We start from the raw sequence: 20,585 nt of genomic DNA on the forward strand, positions 1-20,585 counted from the left end.
ATTTAGCTCATGCAGCCTTCCTATCACTATAAAATCTAATATTTTTGACGAAGAAACGTTGCCATTTCCCTTTCACTTTTGAAAACTAATTGCCTTACCCTTTCTGGAGTAACCTTAATGATCTGAGCGACTTCCTTTAGCTTTAACGGAGCGCCGTTAACACCATAAACGGAATCTAATACTAATTGTTCTCTTTCACTCACAACCTTTTTATATTTTAGATAAACATTAATAAATCTCTTATACTCATCCGAATCCTTATTATGTAAGATGCTAAAATATCTTTTCCTCACTCCAAGTTTTTCACGCTTTATCATAAAAATAAAATAATTAATATCTTCTATCGTAATTTTCAACTTAACAACACCCTCCAGAAACATACCTTGACCATACATACTTCGACATTTCATTTAAAAAAACCTACATAACATGTAAAAAAGTGGATAATGCGTTCCCTGTTTACCCACTTTTTAAAGATTAACCTATTTGCTTTTAATTGCAGCACAATTAGTTCTTAATGTAATAATATCTACTGTTGCTATTTTCCAAATTTCATATACATCTAGACTGTCATACTCCTTTATGAGAGTATGCGAAACTCAATTATCTTCTCCCAAGGAATATGGGGATTATCTTCCCTAACTTCTGTTGAGATGTTTTTTGCTGCTTCTCCAATAAGTTCTAGATTCCAAATTACTGCATCAATAATTAACCTAGCCTTTTTGAACTCTTCAAGTGACAGTCCTTGTGTGTATGTCTTTATGGTGTCGGCAACATTAATAATTCTGTCAATAAAATAAAAATTGGCCACTGAAATATTCACATCCTGTAATTTATTTGACTATTAGTAAGACTAGATCTAAAACAATCCCTCGCACCATATCCTGTACGATTAGAGCTTCGACAAGAACTTATTTTAATTGGTTCTTTATTAGAAGAACTTTACTTATTATAATAAAACAAATAAGGGCTCGATGTAACTGCGTAGTATCTGCTATAAATGGTTCTTAATGATTTATAAAGGGGGAATTAGATTATGAGGGATAAAACAAGCATTATCAGAACCGAATTAGAAAAAATGCTTTTGAATAAAGAAATCCCTTCATCTATCGTTCCAGAGATAAGTGACATCTTGGAATACTTAAAAACCAATAATATCTTTAAATACGAGCGACGAAAATTCCTAGAAGAATGTCCTCCAGAAATTTTAAAAGTCTTGGCTATAGCAAGGGAACGTTATTGGTACCAAAAAACAAGTGAAGAAACATGCCTCATGAAGAATATCTTTGTTCAAAAGACAAACCATAAAGATAGTGATACCTAATTAAAGTAATCTTGAAAAAAATAGTAAAATGCAGTCACAATAGAGGGATTCCAAATGAAGGGGGAATGGTTTGAAGTTGAGATGCATTACTTAATTGATGGGCATAGAAACATGAGTTCCAACCGGTTTAGGTGCAAGCGACATGAGTTACCATGTAAAATTAGTGGCTGGATAAAAAATATTAAAATGGAAACCGGATATCGAAAAACAGTTGTTGAAAAGATCATTTTAAACGGTAGTGAGGATATTGCAGAAGAGATAATGAGCTATAAATTTGATCAGGATGATCTTCTACCTTTTTAGTTTAGGGAGTGTAAAAAGATGAATGGAGATTACTTTGTTTTAAAGGCACAACTTTCTGAATTGAAGTTAAAGCTGTGTCACGCAGGGTTGTCACTTTATGATAAACCAACGACTAAAGAAGAAATTGCTGTTGAATTAGAGCTAGTACTGCAACTGGTTGATCAACTAGAGGAAGGGCTGACTAGGAAAGCCCCTTCTTTTGTGTAAGGACTTCTTTGTTGGTTTTAATATCATTGCTATAAACGTGTTAGCTCAATCACCTGATTAAAATTAAGGAAAAACCGACTGCCTAGATGGTGTACTATGTATTAATTAGGTTACAAAATCCATAAATTACTCCCATAAAAAAACCCCTCTTTAAAGAGAGGAAAGATGCCTATTATTCTTTATTCTTTCTTTTTCTATTTTTTACTGGTTGCAGCTTGGGTTTCCTGACTGAAATTTCATCATCTTCTTTCCAACCATCTGTGTTCGGTTGCAGATAAATGTAACTAATAGGATCGCTACAAATTGACTCATTGATTAATTCGAAGGAGCTATAATCATTTACCAGGAACTGTATCAAGTGCATTTTCCTAAAATCGTTATAAGTAATTACTCTTAAACCAGCTTGTTCTATTAAGCGTTTAAACCTTTGTCTCATTGCCTGTATATTCTGAACTCCACCTACTTTATCAGGGAATACAAGATCTAATCTAGATGGGAAATACTGGCCAAATTTTCGCTCTAGATATTGCTGATGTTTTTTTAAAATAGGTAAAAGGTTTGTTGGCAATGGTAATGTACGAACTCCTTTAATTTTAGTCATACCTTCTTTTTCTTCTGTATAAGAAGATAAGCTTTTGCCTACTGTTACAGTTTGCCTTTCAAAATCAATATCGCTCCATAAAAGTGCTAAAATCTCTCCTTGCCTAACTCCAGTAGAGAGCGCGAACTCATACATCACACCCTCACCAGCTTCATATGCCACTTTGAGGAATTGCTGAGTCTCTTGCACGGACCATTGAATACAGCCAAGTGTTTTTACCACCCTTGCCATCTTTTTTACCACTCTCCGCCAAGGAATTTACCAGGCTACGCCAACGCATTTACCAATGGATAAAAAAGCCCTACAGATTAACATTCTAGTAATCTTATAGGGCTATTTTTGTAATTAACTACTTAGACTGGTTATTGAAGTAATCGAAGATTATCTTTCTGGACCCTTCATAAATATCTTGCTCAGTCCAACTATAAGGAACAGGTTCCTCGCCATAAACCTTTAAAAGCTTTTCAATTAGTTCCTTTGGGAAAGGAATCCAGCTTTTGAAACCCACCAAATAATAGTTTTCTTCCATCTTCTCAATCTCTTTTGGGGTTAAAGTTGTCATATCATAGTTACCTGCCTAACCCATGACGCTCACGCATAGAAACTTCTCCGTCTAGTAGAATTTGATAGGAGTCATGAATAATGCGATCTAAAATTGCTTCCGCAATTGTTTCATTTCCTAACTTTAAATGCCATCCACTAGGATCAATCTGTGAACAGAAAATAGTGGAACCAACCTTATGACGAGCTTCTGTAATTTCCAAAAGGATAGCTGCTTCATCCGTTGTTAAATCTGTTAATAGCCACTCATCTAGGATCAGGAGATCTACTTTCGTATATTTTTTTATGCTCTTCCGATAACTTCCATCTGCTGCTAATTTAGTGAGTGACAGCTCATCCAGTAATTCTGGTAACCGAATATATTTAACGTTGAAAAACTGTCGGCAAGCAGATATTCCGAAGGCAGTAGCTAAGAATGATTTTCCTGAACCTGTAGGTCCTTTTAATATAATATTGTGGCTATCAAGGATATAAGTACAACTAGCCAACTTCAAAATCAACTCTTTGTTTAGTCTTCGATCCTCATGATATTCCAGGTCTTCAATACATGCATTGGAGTTAAGAAAAGTCGCAGTTTTGATTAGCCGTTGAAGCTTATTACTCTTTCGGCGGGCATGTTCTAAATCGACCAGTAAACTAAATCGATCTTCAAAAGTCATTTTTTGAAAATCTTTATTCGCTGTTTGTTCCTTGTAGGCCTCAGCCATCCCACTTAATTTCATTTCGGTTAATTTAGTTAATGTTTGTTCATTCATCATTTATCCGTTCCCCCATAGTAAGAAGCTCCACGTGTAAAGCCGTAATTATTTTTATTGATATCTGTTTTCCGTTTTAATTCTTGCTCTGCATCATTCTTCTTGTTAGTCTTCAGTAGCGTTTGGATACTTTTGACCGTTGGTCTTTTAGTCATTGAGAGTACCATCTTACAAGCACGTTCAATCTCATATTTCGTGTATCGACGCTCAAACTTTTTTAAAGAGAATATAGATTGTAGGGCTAGCTTCTCTGTTTGTGAAGTATCTAGAAGATATCTAATTACGCTTAACGTTGATTCTCCGATATTTTCTGCCCATTCAATCGCAGCTTCTGGGGTTTGATCAACGAATAATTTGTGATTATCTGGCATATGGTCGTGAATGGTGGTAGTTTGTCCAAATTTCCCATATAATCGTTTATGAGAGGCAATTCTCATATGGTTAAAAAATACTTCTATGAGGTTATCGGACACTCTCACCTCGACTTCTCGATTGATATATTCGTATGGCACGGAATAAAACATACTATCGAAAGAAACGTGATAGTCAGGTGCTACAGTTGTCTTTTTCCATTCAGATATTTTATAAGGTGCTGTTGGAAGGGGAGAAAGCGCAAATTTCTCCTCTTCTTCAAATGCAGACAAACGAGACCCTTTTTTCCGAGTGAAGGGTCTTTTATTAAATTCATCTAATTTCTTCCGAACCTCTTCGTTCAATTCATCAATTGTGAAGCAATGTGTATTTCTTAATGCTGCGATGATCCAGGTAGAGATAACTCCAACCGAACCTTCCACACTAGCTTTATCTTTTGGGGTACGCACCCTCGCCGGCATAACGACAGTGTTGTAGTAGTCCGCCATCTCTTTGTAGGCAGGATTCAATATCAATTCACGGGTCGTATGCTTCGTAACGCTCGTTTTTAAGTTGTCTGGAACGACAATTTGAGTCGTGCCACCAAAATACTTATAGGCATTATTGTGAAGTGTAATCCATGTGATTATTGCAGACAGAATGAGCCATTAGTGCATACTTTTGAGCCACCTAATGCGGAAGAGAAAGCCACCAAGTGCGGAGTATTGAGCCACTTGTGCTATATAAATAAATACCTCCCTGTATAATAGAGAAGCATGCGTTACCGCATGACAAATCTTTTATAGGGAGGTTTTTTTGTGATCAATTGTCGGAAGATTCTAGATCTTCACTTGGAGGGGATGAGTCAGCGTACAATCAGTGCGAGCACGGGTCATTCAAGAAATACGGTAGCTAGTGTCATTCAAACGGCAAAATCAAGAGGGATTCAAGAACTAAACGACACTATGACGAATGCTTGGCTAAATGATTTTTTGTTTCCTGAGAAACAAGCTGTCGAGAAAGGATATTACCCTGTGGACTGGGAAAAGGTTCACAAAGAACTTCAAAAGAAAAACGTTACATTGAAACTATTACATTACGAGTATGCCACTGAAGCACGCCTAGGAAAGAAGGTCCCCTATGCTTACCGTACGTTTACGGAAAAATACGGGAACTACGCAAAGAAATATAAAACGACAATGCCGATACGTCGTAAACCAGGTGAAATTATGGAGGTTGACTGGGCAGGGTCTACGCTTACCCTTCAAGACCGGGCAACAGGGGAAAAGATACCAGTCTATGTGTTTATCGCTACACTTCCTTACAGTCAGTACAGTTATGTTGAGGGTTTTATAGACATGAAGTCTCCGAGCTGGCTTACCGCCCATATTCATGCTTTAGAGTATTTTGGTGGCGTACCTGAAACGATGGTACCTGACAACCTGAAAACAGGTGTGACCAAACCTCTACGAGGTGAACCTATTTTGCAGGAAGCATATCGAGAGCTAGCTGACTATTATCATACAGTGATAGTTCCAAGTCGCGTCCGAAAACCTAAGGACAAAGCAAGTGTTGAAGGAACAGTGGGCTATATATCCAGACAGGTTATAGCTGCTTTACGCAATTATCCTTTTTTCCATTTGGAAGATTTGAACCATCACATTTTCGAAAAGCTTGAAGAGATTAATACTACTGCTTTCCAGAAGCGTCCAGGATCTCGTAGAGAGGTATTTGAGGAAGAGGAGAAGCCCTACCTTCGCTCTCTTCCTCGCACACGTTACAAATTGACGGAATGGAAAACAGCGAAAGTTCAACCGAACTACCACATCCACGTCCGGGAGCAGGTCGAAATTCGCCTGACACCAGATCTACTTGAATTTTACTTCAAAGATGTACGGATTGCATCCCATAAACGATTAACAGGCGATATTGGTCAATATTCGACATCTATAGAACATATGCCAGATCATCATCGCTTATATTTAGATCACAACCCTGAGAATAACCGGGATTGGGCTAAAAGCATTGGGCCATCCATGGAAAAGTTTGTTGATAAAATGCTCGAACAAAACGCAGAGAAAAAAGCATTGTCTATTTTGAGCGCTCTGAGAAATATTGCAGAAAAATATGAGCCAATCACGTTAGAAAATTCGGTTGAAACTTTACTAGCCATATCAAGTAACCCAACCCTTTCAGTTCTTAAGAGTATTCTAGACCGAGAGGCTAAAAGGATTCCACCGGAATCACCTCCGGAAAAGTCAAAACATATGGCAAATGACTATGGATTTGTGCGTGGTGCAGCATATTTTGGGAAGGAGCGTTCTAAATGAATCAGGAAACTTTACGAAAACTAACCGAAATGAAAATGGGTGGTATGGCAGATATTTATCAACAACAAAGCCAAAACCGTGAATATCAAAAAATGGACTTTGATGATCGCTTTCAGCTTTTAGTGGATCATGAGTATGATCGCAGACGTTCAAATAAGTTAGAACGTCTGATTAAACAGGCAACATTGAATGAACCAGCAGCTGCCATTGAAGATATCGAATATAATCCAGATCGAAAACTGAATAAGCAACTCATCTTAGAACTAGCAGCAGGAAATTATATTCAACGACACCATAACATTATCCTTATGGGCGCTTCAGGAAACGGAAAAACATGGATCGCAAATGCCTTTGGTGTCCAAGCATGTCGTCAGTTTTATAACGTTAAGTATATTCGTCTCCCTGAACTATTAGATGAGCTGACAGTGGCCAAGTTTGAAGCAGATGGCAGCTTTCGGAAGTTGATTCAAAAATACCGGAAAGTAGATGTATTAATACTGGATGAGTGGTTATTGACAGAACTCCCAGAAGAACACGTAATGCTTATATTAGAGATTATCGAGTCAAGGCTCAAAAGAGCCTCTACCATATTCTGTTCTCAGTTTTCCCCGGAAGGATGGCACGCGAAATTAGGGCAAGCTCAAGTAGCTGATGCCATTCTTGATCGTATTATTCATGATTCTTATCACATTATGGTCGATGGAGAGATTTCAATGCGTGAACGCCATGGATTGGTGGGATCATCATGATTCCAATCGAGGTAGAAAGCCGTATAGCCACGTATTTCTTTCATCGTTTTCTTCCTGATGAGGTAATAGAGCAGATTGTAGAACTCCTTCTGCCCCTCTGTTTGGAAGCAGATGAAGAGGAAGATTTAGACCAAGAGGATCTTGTCAGACAAGCTGTTACAATTATTGAAGACCAGCTAGAAGGAAAGAACTTTAAATAACTCACACAGCCATCGAAGCACCTAATTTCGATGGCTGTTTTAATACGTATTCGAGATAGTGGCTCTTTGTGATGCATTCAGTGGCTCTTATATCCGCACTTGGTGGCTCAAAAGTCCGCTCAAGTGGCTCTTTCCTAATGCAATACTCAATCCATGAATGCGAATCCATAGATAAGCTTGCTTCTGCATATGAAAATTGGCTGCACGGCAGAGTCGCAACGAACACATAGGCTTTTACCTTTTCTCCAGTATCTCTATCAATGATGAAAGCTGTGGAACCCGCCCAATCTACTTCCATTATTTCGCCTGGTTTTCTTCGAATGCGTAAGGTGGCTTTGTACTTATCCGCATAGTTGCTGTAATGACGCAAAAAACTACGATAAGAGTATGGAATCTTCTGGCTTGCTCTACATTCAGCTTCATATTCATGGTGGAGAAGTGAAAGTGTGACATTGGGCTTTGCCAACTCTTCATGAATATAGTCAAAATTCAAGGGGTGTCGACCTGAAGCCTCCAGTGTCTTCTCAGGAAAAAGAAACTCCTCAATCCACTTATCCGTCATTTCTTCCTCTAACGGACAGACTAACCCCTTCTTTTCGGCAAGGCCGATGATCTCTGTTACTTTTTGACGGGAATGACCAGTACTTGAGGCAATGCCTCTAAGGCTGATGCCCTCATCATGTAATTCCAATATCTTTCGATAATGAATCATACAAAAATACCTCCTAAATAATAATGGCACACCTGAAGGTGTGCTCAATAATTATACAGAAGGTATAGTGGTAAACAGCTTGTCATTTGCTGGTACATTTCTTGTCACTAGGTGGTAAATAGAATGTCACTGGTGGTACATTTCACTGGCCGTAATCATACCATAGTTCAGATTTGATTGGTGGTTTTTTTTTCAATTTGTTTTTCCCTCCAAAATGTGTTCTAAAGTATTTCTTGACTTTGAAACTGTTACATCTGAAGTACTATGAACGACATTTAATATCACAATTATCAACCAAATTCTAAATATTTAAACCTTTACTCCCTATTTACATTGATCTGTTTTTAAATACGCTTTACAAAGGCAGTCAGTTCCCATTACACGAACCCCTTTGTGCATTTGAATACAATAAAAGAAATGCTTTTGCCATAAGTTCTATATTAGGCTCATTTTTTCTTATACGGGTGCAAGGCGGCTTCCTGGAATTTTCATCAATTATTATTTCCTTCACCTTTATCACCGCTTTCAAGTTCTTGAGAAAGTATATTCAATATTCAGATATATTTTGCATGTCCCCCTTTTACTTTTCATTCTTAGGACTCCAATATCATCTTTAAATATTACTTTTGATTATCATTTTTCTCATTTTGCTCCTCCTCCTTTTTTAATTCTTCCTCTAACCATTCTTCTAATTTCTGAATTCCTCTTTTCTTCATTAATTCAATTCCCTCATTATTTTTTAGCAAATAAAAAACCTCCTTTTAATAGGAGGTTCAGCATTTTTAGCTATTCAAATAGGGTTGCACTTTAAAAAGTGCATTCCAAACTCTTGAATTCCATTGGTAAACAAATCGGAGAATTATTTTTAAGGTTAATTATAAAAGTGAAATTTTTTTGAGTTGTAATTACAGTATCCATATACCCAAAAGCATAATTATATTTCTGTAATAGTTTTATTAAGGGAACAATCTCACCGATTGTACAATTCGGATTAAATACTTCAATAATTAACCCACCCTTAACCCATTCTATCCGGAGGTATAAGGAATTAGCTACACCTTGATTAATTATTATTCCTCTTACATCATGGATTGATTTTGCGAGAGGAAGATCCTCTAATTCATTTTTCAACCAAGCAAGGCTCTTTTTAGAATCATCTAAGTAACTAAAATGCTGGATCGTCCATAATTGCTCGGGACTTTCTTCTTCTACCCAAGAAAAAGGAACCCTAGATAATATTGCAAGGAAAGAAACAACCTCTTTTGCAACATTTGAATGCCTGGTTATATCTCGTATTTTAGGTTTATGTTTTTTCCTTACTTTTTCTTTGGTTTTCCCCAGGTATCTTCTAATTGTGTCGTGAGAAATACCATAAAAGGAATACAGTTGCTGCTGAGAAAAACCTATTATTTCATCTTCCATGAGAATCATACGTCTGGAATACAAAGAAAACTTTAGCAGGTAATCTGCGTAATATCCCATATCCATTTTCAGAAAAATTAGTTCTGGCCACTGAAGGATTACCCTTCCTAGTGAGTCCTTTCGTGTTTTTATATAGTCTTCTTCGTCCACCATCCCTCCGAGAAAATCTTTAAGATTAATGCTGATGTACTTAAATTTGTTAAATATATATTCTGGAATATGTTTTTGCACTTATATCACCAGAACAAATATAACTTAACAAAAATGATACATCACCGTTCCACTTTTAAAAGTGCATCCTTTTATCGACTAAAGACCCGGTTATATGATTGTTAGTGTGTCGGAAAAATGATATGGATTTAAGAATAGCGCGATAAAGAAAAGTTCGTATTAGAAAAAAGAACCTTCTCAAAAATTCAACGAACTTTTGAGAAGCGTCCGTTAAAATCATCCGTGTTAGCAAACCCCGCTTACCTTACCAACGAGCCCTTTTATACCATGGATTGAGGGGGCAGATTACATCTTGCAAAAACAATGTATATAATTAGCACTCTAGAAGGTCTGATTCAAATTAAATTCAATAATGTAAATTAATTCACCGTAAATGTTTATAATAACAATAGCTCATGTAATGCTCTTGTACAGCCGACATAAAGTAATTTTCTATCTAGTTCAAATCTTTCAATATTATATTTATCTGAATCGTATATTATGACTGCATCAAATTCCATTCCCTTTGATAATGTAACTGGCATAATAATTAGTCCTCCTTCATAAATTCGGGAGTCAGTTACAAATTCTTCTAAGGAATTGATACTAAATAATTCTTTTTTTGCTAATTTAACACTTTCAAAATCTCTAGTCAAAATAGCGATATTTTTTAAACCTTTTTCTTGGTATTGATTGATTGCCTTTTGTACCTCTTGATATTTTTCTACACTTTTCAAACCTTTTTTAACTTTTGGAGGATTCCCATCTCTTCCAAAAGGAGTCGAAAGATTGTATTTCCCCTTGCTCCATGGATTAATAATATTATTACTATACTCAGTAATTTGGGAAGTTGAACGATAGGTTAACGAAAGTTCTAAATAATTGGGTTTCATATCTATGCTCTCTTTAATACTTTCAACTACTTCGTTCCAATCGTTTATACTTCGATTACTATAAATTGTTTGACCTAAATCTCCTAAGATTGTAAATCTACCTTTTTTTACAATATTCGTTAGAAGAAAAATTTCGAAGGGGTTATAATCTTGCCCCTCGTCAATTACCAAATAATCAAATTTCTTGAAATCACTTTGTAAGAAACGTGTATTTATATAATCGTCTATTACAAAAATACCAGCTAAGTCTGTATCCTGAATGTACTTATTCTTAAGTTGGTTTTTGGTTTCATATACAACTTTTTCGATTAAATTATTATTATTTTCTATGTACCTTTCAAGTATTGTTTTGTTACCAATTAAGTTAAAATAAAGATCTAGTGAACTAACATTTTTCCAATTCATTTCAAAAACGTTAATTCCTTCAGTAATAAATTTATTCAATTTATTTTTGATCGTCCCTAAATGTGAAATCTGAATTACATTTTCAAATTTATTTATTATGGACTTGATAAAGTCCTTTTTCTCATTTTGGATATTTCTTAATATTCTTTCTCTTCTGACCTGCAATGGTAAATATGCATAATCTACCATGTAAAACTTTTTGATTTTTTGAGATATATCCTCATATATATAATTTTTTATGTCTAAATCCAATGAAAATTCACTTTCAAATTCCGTAATTTCTTTTTTGACTTGCTTATTAATCTTTTCTAGTATATATGTAAATCTTTCTGGATTAAATTCATTCTCAATTTCATTTAGATACTGAAGAACGATATTTTTAAATTTCAATGATCCTTTAAATTTACTTAATGTACTTCCCTCTAATCTCTTTGAACTTTTAGTAATTTTAAAAGAATTTTTTTGATTGTCTTTAATATTATCCTTCCACCATTCATAAAATGTTATTTGTTTTATTCCACCAACTCCTATATCTGGTAATACATTTTTAATATAATTTATAAACATTTTATTTGGTCCAAATATTGCCATTTTATCAGGCTTCATATTTTTATTGTTATATATTATATATGATATTCTGTGAAGAGCTACGGTAGTTTTCCCGCTTCCTGCAGACCCTTGTACAATGAGGGGGACATGGGAATCCGAGCTGATAACACTGTATTGTTCTTCTTGTATAGTTTCTGCGACATCCTTTAATACACTGTCTGAAGAATCTCTTAATTTTTTCATTAGGATTGGATCTGTAAAGTTAATGCTATTTTGCTTTAGATCATTAAAATCAACGATAATCCCATCTTCAATATTAAATTGTCTAATCAGATTAATTTTAATTTCCCCTAGTGTGTCATGATAAATTTCTCCAATTTTTTTTTGGTAGAATATGCTCGCGACTTTATTATTATTAGATAAAATCCTTTCCCCATAATCATACTTACCAATATAATAAATATTTTTGTTTGCACTTTTATTTTGATAATAATCTATTCTTCCAAAGAAAGGCTTATCGAAAATGGAATCAAGCTTTCTCTTTTCTTTAAATGTCCATGTAGAAAGAATTGAGTCTGTATAATTGTCAGCACCACCAAAGTTGTTTGTTTTGATTCTATTATTAAAATTTTCTATATCTAGTTTTACTCTCCCTCTAATTTGATCAATCATTACCTGATCTTCTATTTTTCGTTTTTTATTCATTTTATTATCTCTGAACTCATTAATTATATCCGGGGCATGTTTTTTAAAAACCTCGAGTACATCATTATGTTTGTATTTTATCGCTATTTGAATTGGGTTACTCCCTTTTTTATTAGTTATAAGATAATTCGCTCCAACGTCTAATAAATACTTAACAGCTCTTGCTTGGTTATGCGAAGCTGCATATATTAGAGCAGTTGCATTAAACTCGTTTACAATATCCGGATCTCCCCCTTCTTCTATATAGCACTTTAATATATCCAATTGACCCTCTCCAGCGGCTCTAAGAAAGGTTAATTTGTCTATACCAGTTTCCTTTTGGGACATAATAACACCTCTTTATGTTTATATTAATTATTCTATTAAATAACAAAAGGAAAATGCCCTTCTAATCTTCCTCTTAGAAAATGTAGATTAAAGAAGATTTAGAAGGGGATATATTTCCTTTTTGAACTATTTATTAGAACCCTAACTATTAAATATTAACTAGCTTACTTCGTGGTGAATTTATTAAGTCTTCTTTTAGTAATTTTGCTAATACTTTTACATAAGGTTGGGTCATTAAGTTTTGGTGATTCCCCGGAATCACTAAACTTTTTAGTTTGCCTGTAGTACGAGATTCCCAATCTTCATAGCTAACAAGAACATTTAATCCTTCAGCAAACTCTCTTACATGATATAAAGTAACATCTGATGAAACTTGGCCTTCAATACTATATTTATTCATGATCACTTCATTTGCTCTAATAACTTCTAACTTTCTTCTTAATGATGAAGTGTCCTCCATGTCTGAAAAGATATTCTCCGCCTTTCCTTTTTCGAGAATAATATCAAAACCTTCATCAACTGATACATTATTAAACGTATTAGAATCGATATTCAATAAATTCCCATATCTAGTTAATAAAGATTTGATGTTCAGTTCCTTTGGATTCATATCATAACGTGGATGAGTATCAATTAAACCTAAATATTCTACAGTTTCACCGTTTCTTTCAAGTTGTTTTGCAATTTCATATGCTATAGTACCTCCAAGGGACCAACCTGCAATCATGTACGGGCCTTTCGGTTGCACTGTGAACATTTCTTCAATGTATTTTTCAACCATCTTGCTTAATGAATCAATTGCAGGTACTTCAGTTTCGTATCCAAAAGCTTGTATACCATATACCGGTTTCTCAGTAAAATCAAGGAGTTTAACCAGTTCATAGTAGTTTTCTATTCCTCCATTATGTGGATGAATTAAGAACAATGGAGAGAATTTTTCCTTATTACCCTTTTGTAGAGTTATAATACCATCCCTATAAACTTTATAGTTCTTTTCCACCAAATTAGCAATCTTTTCAACAGTAGAAGTTTTATGAAATTCAATTAAAGGAATATTAACATTGAAAGTATGATTAATCTTAGACAATACTGAAATTGTCTTCAAAGAATCTCCTCCAATATCAAAGAAACTTTCCTTAATACTTATCTGATCAACTAATAGAACTTCTCTATAGATATCACATATTTTCTCCTGAATTTTGTTTACTGGTGGAGAATAATAATGATTAATTGCATTAGTTTGTAAACTATTATGTTTTTCTAACTCTAATACATTTATTTTTCCATTTGGGGTTAATGGAAAAGAATCTAAAATAACAAACTGAGAGGGAAGCATATACTTTGGTAGTTTTTCTGTTAAGTATTCTCTTAAGTTGTTAACATCAAAATCTTTCTCAGTAATTAAAAATGCTTTAATGCTATCATTTTTAATTATAACTTTTGATTCTGATACCAATTGATACGAATCAATATTCTTTTCAATTTCTAATAATTCTATCCTGTAACCCCTCAACTTCACTTGACTACTATCTTTTCTTCCAATAAATTTCAGGTTTCCATTATTCAACAAAACCGCCAGATCGCCTGTATTATACATATACATTTCTTTATTACAGAAAGGATCAATGGTGAATTTTTCTTGTGTTAGTTCTACTTTTTCATGATACCCTCTGCCTACCCCTAATCCACTAATAAAGACATTTCCAATAACACCAGGAGGTAGAGGATTATTATCTTCATCAAGCAAATACACTTTTGTATTCAACAAAGGTTTTCCAATATAATTTTTGTTGTCCTCTTCTATTTTGTATATACAAGACCATATAGTAGTTTCAGTTGGCCCATAAAGATTAAAAAGCTCTGCATTAGTTAGGCTCCTTAAGTCTTTTATTACCTTCTCACTGAGTTGTTCTCCTCCTATTAAAATAGTTCGAAGATTATTTAGAAAACAATGTGAATTTTTATCTTCAATTAGTAATTTTAGCCTTGAAGGAGTTGTTTGCAATAAAGTGATTGAATGTTTAAGGTAACTGTCATAATCCTGATCAATTTGATTATCAGGTTTTAGTACCACTTCTATACCATTAACTATAGTCCAAAGTACCTCTAATATTGAAATATCAAAGGATATTGATGTTACAGAGAGCATTTTTTCAATTTGTCTTAACTTCAAGGATTGGCTCATAGATTCAAAGAAGTTAAATAAGTTCCTCTGTTCAATAATTACTCCCTTTGGACGACCAGTTGTTCCAGAGGTATAAATCATATATGCAGCATCATCTAAAGAATTTGTAATATCTACGTCCTCATTAAAAGTTTCATCATTCAATATTTCTTCTAACGCTATATAACGACCTTCTAAACCAGGATCTAATTGATTCTTTGTTTTTTCGAAAATAATACCTTTCGAATTACTATCTTCTATCATATGATTAATCCTATTTATAGGTAAACTAGGATCAATAGGTAAAAACGCACCACCTGCTTTTAAGATACCAAGAATAGCAACTAAATATTTCTCTGATTTTTCTAACATAACTCCAACAAATTGATTCTTGTCTAGTAGATATTCATTAGATAGAAAACAAGCGACCTTATCAGATTGAATATCTAATTCTCTATAAGTTACTTCTTTATTTTTATAGTTCACCGCAACTTTATTTGGGTTATCTTTAACTTGTTGTCTAAACATTTCTTGAACGGTTTTAATATTGTTTAAATTAAAATGTGTTTGATTAGATGGAGTATCTATTAATTTTGGTAAATTTTCTTTCATTAATTCTGCCTTAATATAACCTGTATAATCATTATTAACTAACTTATTTAAGATAGTATAAAAATGATTTACCAAATCATTCATTTGTTCTTCCGACATAAAATTACTATTAGACTTAACTTGAACAAATGTTTTGTTTAAAGTTCTTGAGAACAATAATTCAATTGGAATTTCGGTTTTTTCGTAATTTTCTAACTGAAGGTCTGATTTAATGTTCTCTTTTAATTGGGATTCTTTATAAATATAAAAATCTACATAATTAAAGATCGAGTTGAAAATTGGCCCTTTTGGACTTTCAACTGTATTCACCATTTCTTTAATTTCTTTTAATGAAATTCTTCCATACTTCTTTATTTTACCTAGCTTTTCTTTTGTATCATTTATTAAACCGGCCCATGTTTCCTCTCCTGTAATATTCATTCGCACTGGGACTGTGTTTAAGAAGCAACCGATGATTCTGTCACTGTCTTCACACACTGGTCGATTATTTTCTACAACACCAATTGTTAAGTCTTTTTCGTTTGTCACCATATGCATCGCATAGAGGTATGCCATAAAACTTATAGATTTCAAATCAGAATTCAACTCTTTGGCTATTTTCGTTAAATTGTCTATTAATTTTTGATCTAATTTCCTTACTACTTTGAGTTCTTCAACTTCTCCTGTATTTTTCTCCTCCACATATGGCAGCTCCAGCACTTTATAATCTGATAATTCCTCTTGCCAATATGACCTTATTTCTTCATCATCTTTTAGGGCAAACTGTTCCACAACATAATCTTTATAGTTGCTTTTTAAGTTCTCTAACCTATATTCAGGATTATTTTTAATTTCAAAATAGGTATTTGAAAGTTCTGTGAAAAATGAAGCTACACTCCACCCATCCATAATAGCGTGGTGGAATGACCACGTTAAACAAATATAACCTTCTCCTAGCAAATAAATTTTGATCCTCCATAAAGGAGCTTTAACAGGTGAAAACGGTTCATTTCTATCTTTTTTCAAATGGGTCTTAATAAAGTCTTCTTGCTCACTCTGTTCTAATCCTTCTAGGTTTTCTACCTGTAGCTTAGTTTCCACTTTTTTGTGAACAAGCTGAACTGGTACCTCATAGTCTTCTAGATTAAACGATGTTCGCAAAATTCCATGTTTATTCATCATTTCTTCAAACGCTTTTTGGAAAATATTAAGCTTAAAATCATTATCGTTGATTTGATAAACAAATTGATCATGATAAATTGCTTCTTTAGGATTGGCAATAGAGTGATACACCATTCCTAACTCAATGTCACTCATTGGGAAAATATCTTCTGTTTCTTTAGTGAGTTGAGGGTGTTTTTCTTCAATTCTCTCTTTTAATGATGTGAATTTTAATTGGATATCTTTTAGGAAGTTTGAAGTGCTCTCCCCTTCTCTCTTTTCGATCAAATCACTAATTTCACCAACAGTTGATTTTTCATATAAATCACTCACATGAAGATTTCTGCCAAATGCTTTATTTAATTTACTAATAATGCTAATTGACTTAATGGAGTCTCCCCCTAAGTCAAAATAATTATCTTGGAGTCCTACTCTTTTTACCCCAAGTACACTTTGCCACACATCAGCTGTAATCTTTTCTGTATTTGAAATCGGCTCTACAAAAGGAGTATCAATTTCAAATTGCTGAACTGGTTCTGGCAGTACTTTACGGTCAGCTTTCCCATTCGGAGTTAAAGGTATAGCGTCTAAACGGACGAAATAGGAAGGCACACTGTAACTCGGTAACTTTAAAGATAATTCTTTTTTGATATCAGAGATACTAACCTCTTGTTTACTCACAACATAGGCGCATAAATATTTATCACCATTCTCATTTTCGCGATCAATAACAACACAGTCATCCACACCATTGCAATTCACAAGATTCGACTCGATTTCCCCAAGCTCTATCCGGTAACCTCTTATCTTCACTTGGTGATCGATACGCCCTAAGTATTCAATATTACCGTCTTCTAACCATCTTCCAATATCGCCAGTCTTGTAAAGTATCATATTAGGGTTAATTGGATTACGAATAAATTTCTCTTTCGTTAAATCTACCTGGTTAATGTATCCTCTACCAACACCAATACCCGAAATACAAATTTCCCCATTTACACCAATAGGCTGTAATTGATTTTCTTGGTTAAGAATATACAACTGCAAATTATCAATTGGCTTTCCTATAGGAACACTATTATATGAGAAACTATTATAGTTATCAGTATCAAAATACGATACATCAACAGTAGCTTCAGTTGGTCCGTATAGATTAATTAATTCCACGTCATGATTCTTCTCTTTAATTATTTTTTCGAATTTAACAACATGACTTGGCTTAAGTGCTTCTCCACTCACAAATACCCATTTTAGAGATTTAAGTTTCATTAATTCATTCGAATTTTCTTCAAGAAAAGATAAGAATGCGTTGAGCATTGATGGAACAAAGTGCATAGTAGTTACTTTATTTTTATATATCTCGTTTGTAACTTGTTCTGGATACTTTTCTTCATCTTTATTTAACAAAAAGACTTTAGATCCTGATAATGTCCACCAAAAAATCTCCCAAACAGAAACATCAAAAGTAAATGGAGTCTTTTGCATGATTACATCATTACCATTAATAGGATATTTTTTGTTCATCCAATTAATCCTATTAATTACTGATCTATGTTCAATCATTACTCCTTTAGGCATACCTGTTGACCCTGAAGTATAAATCACATACGCTAGATGGAACGGTTTTATAACTTTATTTATATTTTCTTTGCTTTCATTCTTATGTGGTATTTCATTGATATTTATAATATTTCCATTAAAGAAAGTTAGATCTTCTTTTACACTACGATTTACTAGTATTAAACTACATCCACTATCATTCAGCATATATTCTATTCGCTCATCTGGAAATACAGGATTAACTGGTAGGTATGCTGCTCCTGTCTTTAAGATAGCAAAGATACCAATGAGCATTTCTTTTGATCGGTCAGTAATTATTCCAATAATCTCATCTGGTTGGATGTTCTTCTCATTGGTTAGTAACCTTGCTAGCTGATTTGCTTCTTTATTTAATTCATCGAATGTAAGAATACCTTCATTATATTTTACCGCTACTTTGTTTGGATTATTGATGGCTTGTTTTTCAAGCCATTCAACAAGTGTTGATGAATCACTTAATTCTTCTGGGTTTTTATTAAATTGGTTTAGTATTACATCTTTTTCATCTTTAGATAAAAAGTTCAAACTTGAAATTTTTCCGTTTCTATTTTCTGTGATTCCATAAAGTAATTCTTTGAAATTTCCTAATAAATTTTCAACCTTTTTCTCTTTAAATAATTCAGTGGAATAATCTACACTAAATACAATATTGTTTTGTAATTGGTGAATATATAAAGTTATATCAAACTGGGTTGAATTAGTCTGATAAGGAACAGGATTAATTTTAAAGTAAGACGATTCTATATTACTCATATTTTCGTTTACCATTACGAATAACGTATTAAATATTGGGGTAGTTCCATGTTTAACCTTTCCAGCTAATATATCTACAATTTTTTCAAAAGGATAATCCTGATTTTCAAATGCTTTCAGAGAGTTTTCCTTTACTTCTTTCAAGAAATCATTAAATGTTTTTTCTTTTTGAGGTTTATTCCTTAATGGTAGTGTATTTACAAACATTCCTATGGTCTCTTGTAAGTCTGGATGTGAACGACCCACTACAGGAGTACCTACCACTATATCGTCTTGTCCTGTATATTTGTGAAGTAACACATTATAAGCAGCTAACAGGGTCATGTACAAAGTACATCCGGTGTCGGCAGCCAATTTCTTTAAGTCATCCGTTAACTCTTCTCCAACTTCTAATGTCAACCGCTTTCCTTTATTACTTTTTTGCTTAGGCCTCGGGAAATCGGTAGGTAATTCTAAAACCGGGACAGTGTCTGAAAATTCACCACGCCAATACTCTTCCTGATCTTTAAAACTGCCAGATGCCAACATTTCATTTTGCCATTCAGAAAAATCTTTATATTGGAGTTTTAAGGTAGATAATTCTTTACCTGTGTAGAGATCCGAAAATTCTTTTATAAAAATATTCATGGAGATACCATCTGAGATGATATGGTGCATATCAAATAAAAACAAATGCTTTTCTTCAGCTAATTTTAATAGTTTCACTCTAAATAATGGTGCTTTATCTAACTGAAAAGGTCGGATAAACGACTTAATTATCTCTTCACTACTTGTTTCATGACACTCTTCATATTCTATGTCTACTTTTGGGGCATGATGAATTCGTTGGATTGGTTTACCATCCAAGAATTCAAATGAAGTCCGTAGGGATTCATGTCTTTCCATAAGTTTAATGAAAGCTTCTTTGAATCTTTCTCCATCTAATTCCCCTTCAATTTCAAAAACTCCAGGCATGTTATAGCTCGTGTTAGGTTCTTCTAATTGATCGATAACCAATAGACGTTTTTGAGAAGAAGACACTTCATAATACTCTTTTTTCGGCGCTAGGCTAATTTCGTTGAATCCTGTTTCATTTGTCCCTTCCAAAATAAGTGCCAGTTGTCTAATAGTTGGATTTTCAAAAATTTTGTGTATAGGTAAATCAATATTTAGAACTTTAAATATTGTACTGGCTAAATTTGCAACTTTAAGAGAATGACCGCCTAAATCAAAGAAATTGTCATCAGTCCCAATATTTTTAACCCCTAAAACATCCTCCCAAATTTCAACTAACGCCTGTTCCGTCAATGTAGATGGGGCTACATAATTTTCTTGCAACTCCATCGTTTCTGATATTTCCGGTAGGGCTTTTCGGTCCACTTTTCCATTCGACGTTAATGGAATTGCATCAATCACAGAGTAAAAGGAAGGTACCATATAACTAGGCAATCTTGTTGATAGATGCTCCTTAACCTGTGAAGGGGTTACATCATTTGTGGTTACATAATACGCGACTAGTGTTTTGTCTCCTTGATCATTTTCACGATCAATTACTACCGCTTCTTTAATGGAAGGATGCGACATCAACTGTGACTCGATTTCCCCAAGCTCTATCCGGTATCCTCTTATCTTCACCTGGTGATCGATACGCCCTAAGTATTCAATCTCACCATTCGGCAACAGTCTTGCTAAATCACCTGATCTATACATTTTTTCATTTTCACGAAATGGATG

Annotated in this window: 17 protein-coding genes; 6 read left to right on the forward strand and 11 right to left on the reverse strand. The window is 34.0% G+C overall.

The annotated features are described in order from the left end of the window. Positions 1 to 35: 35 nt before the first annotated feature. Together DET59_RS17730 and DET59_RS17735 are read right to left on the reverse strand one after the other, a co-directional pair. The gene (locus DET59_RS17730) at positions 36 to 356 is read right to left on the reverse strand and encodes a sigma factor-like helix-turn-helix DNA-binding protein (RefSeq protein ID WP_181778221.1); all 321 of its coding nucleotides are present in this window, start codon (positions 354 to 356) and stop codon (positions 36 to 38) included. Between the two features lie 224 nt (positions 357 to 580). Next, complete coding sequence (locus DET59_RS17735; protein ID WP_181778222.1) at positions 581 to 811, reverse strand: HepT-like ribonuclease domain-containing protein; 231 nt, start codon at positions 809 to 811, stop codon at positions 581 to 583. Between the two features lie 225 nt (positions 812 to 1,036). Between DET59_RS17735 and DET59_RS17740 the strand changes: the two genes are divergently transcribed. The 3 genes from DET59_RS17740 to DET59_RS17750 are packed head-to-tail and all read left to right on the forward strand — an operon-like array spanning position 1,037 to position 1,834. Next, positions 1,037 to 1,324: a hypothetical protein gene (locus DET59_RS17740; protein WP_113970938.1), complete on the forward strand. Its 288-nt coding sequence runs from the start codon at positions 1,037 to 1,039 to the stop codon at positions 1,322 to 1,324. Between the two features lie 54 nt (positions 1,325 to 1,378). Further along, positions 1,379 to 1,627, forward strand: a complete 249-nt coding sequence (locus tag DET59_RS17745) for a hypothetical protein (RefSeq protein WP_113970939.1) — start codon at positions 1,379 to 1,381, stop codon at positions 1,625 to 1,627. An 18-nt stretch (positions 1,628 to 1,645) separates the two neighbouring features. Beyond that, positions 1,646 to 1,834 carry a hypothetical protein gene (locus DET59_RS17750; RefSeq protein ID WP_113970940.1) on the forward strand — a complete coding sequence of 63 codons (189 nt, stop codon included), beginning with the start codon at positions 1,646 to 1,648 and terminating at the stop codon, positions 1,832 to 1,834. Positions 1,835 to 2,006: 172 nt separating this feature from the next. Here the strand turns inward: DET59_RS17750 and DET59_RS17755 are convergent, their stop codons facing one another. The 4 genes from DET59_RS17755 to DET59_RS17770 all read right to left on the reverse strand — a co-directional run bounded on the left by DET59_RS17755 (position 2,007) and on the right by DET59_RS17770 (position 4,572). Further along, positions 2,007 to 2,666: a tyrosine-type recombinase/integrase gene (locus tag DET59_RS17755; protein WP_113970941.1), complete on the reverse strand. Its 660-nt coding sequence runs from the start codon at positions 2,664 to 2,666 to the stop codon at positions 2,007 to 2,009. Positions 2,667 to 2,784: 118 nt separating this feature from the next. Continuing rightward, positions 2,785 to 2,997: a hypothetical protein gene (locus tag DET59_RS17760; protein ID WP_113970942.1), complete on the reverse strand. Its 213-nt coding sequence runs from the start codon at positions 2,995 to 2,997 to the stop codon at positions 2,785 to 2,787. Between the two features lie 7 nt (positions 2,998 to 3,004). Then, positions 3,005 to 3,754, reverse strand: a complete 750-nt coding sequence (gene istB / locus DET59_RS17765; RefSeq protein ID WP_181778223.1) for an IS21-like element helper ATPase IstB — start codon at positions 3,752 to 3,754, stop codon at positions 3,005 to 3,007. Beyond that, on the reverse strand, positions 3,751 to 4,572 hold the full coding sequence (locus DET59_RS17770) for a Mu transposase domain-containing protein (protein WP_258549717.1): 822 nt from the start codon (positions 4,570 to 4,572) through the stop codon (positions 3,751 to 3,753). The genes istB (DET59_RS17765) and DET59_RS17770 overlap by 4 nt, the downstream gene beginning before the upstream one ends. A gap of 348 nt (positions 4,573 to 4,920) precedes the next feature. Here DET59_RS17770 and istA point away from each other — a divergent pair, with 348 nt between their 5' ends. The 3 genes from istA to DET59_RS17785 are packed head-to-tail and all read left to right on the forward strand — an operon-like array spanning position 4,921 to position 7,381. Then, a complete protein-coding gene (gene istA, locus DET59_RS17775) occupies positions 4,921 to 6,432 on the forward strand; it encodes an IS21 family transposase (protein WP_113970944.1) in 1,512 nt (503 codons plus the stop codon). Then, the gene (gene istB, locus DET59_RS17780; RefSeq protein WP_113970945.1) at positions 6,429 to 7,181 is read left to right on the forward strand and encodes an IS21-like element helper ATPase IstB; all 753 of its coding nucleotides are present in this window, start codon (positions 6,429 to 6,431) and stop codon (positions 7,179 to 7,181) included. Before istA ends, istB (DET59_RS17780) begins: the two co-directional genes overlap by 4 nt. Beyond that, positions 7,178 to 7,381 carry a hypothetical protein gene (locus tag DET59_RS17785; protein WP_113970946.1) on the forward strand — a complete coding sequence of 68 codons (204 nt, stop codon included), beginning with the start codon at positions 7,178 to 7,180 and terminating at the stop codon, positions 7,379 to 7,381. Before istB (DET59_RS17780) ends, DET59_RS17785 begins: the two co-directional genes overlap by 4 nt. 1 nt (position 7,382) lies before the next feature. Here DET59_RS17785 and DET59_RS17790 read toward each other — a convergent pair whose 3' ends face one another. From DET59_RS17790 to DET59_RS17805, 5 genes are all read right to left on the reverse strand, one after another. Next, positions 7,383 to 8,093, reverse strand: coding sequence for a hypothetical protein (locus tag DET59_RS17790; protein WP_258549718.1), 711 nt, complete (start codon positions 8,091 to 8,093; stop codon positions 7,383 to 7,385). Between the two features lie 620 nt (positions 8,094 to 8,713). Beyond that, a complete protein-coding gene (locus DET59_RS22170) occupies positions 8,714 to 8,839 on the reverse strand; it encodes a hypothetical protein (protein WP_258549719.1) in 126 nt (41 codons plus the stop codon). 61 nt (positions 8,840 to 8,900) lie between these two features. After that, positions 8,901 to 9,746 carry a hypothetical protein gene (locus DET59_RS17795; RefSeq protein WP_113970947.1) on the reverse strand — a complete coding sequence of 282 codons (846 nt, stop codon included), beginning with the start codon at positions 9,744 to 9,746 and terminating at the stop codon, positions 8,901 to 8,903. Between the two features lie 377 nt (positions 9,747 to 10,123). Further along, positions 10,124 to 12,604, reverse strand: a complete 2,481-nt coding sequence (locus DET59_RS17800; RefSeq protein ID WP_113970948.1) for an ankyrin repeat domain-containing protein — start codon at positions 12,602 to 12,604, stop codon at positions 10,124 to 10,126. Positions 12,605 to 12,752: 148 nt separating this feature from the next. Beyond that, a complete protein-coding gene (locus DET59_RS17805; protein ID WP_113970949.1) occupies positions 12,753 to 20,561 on the reverse strand; it encodes a non-ribosomal peptide synthetase in 7,809 nt (2,602 codons plus the stop codon). Positions 20,562 to 20,585 lie beyond the last annotated feature (24 nt).

The organism is Rossellomorea aquimaris, assembly GCF_003315075.1.
GTDB classification, from domain to species: Bacteria; Bacillota; Bacilli; order Bacillales; family Bacillaceae_B; genus Rossellomorea; species Rossellomorea aquimaris_C.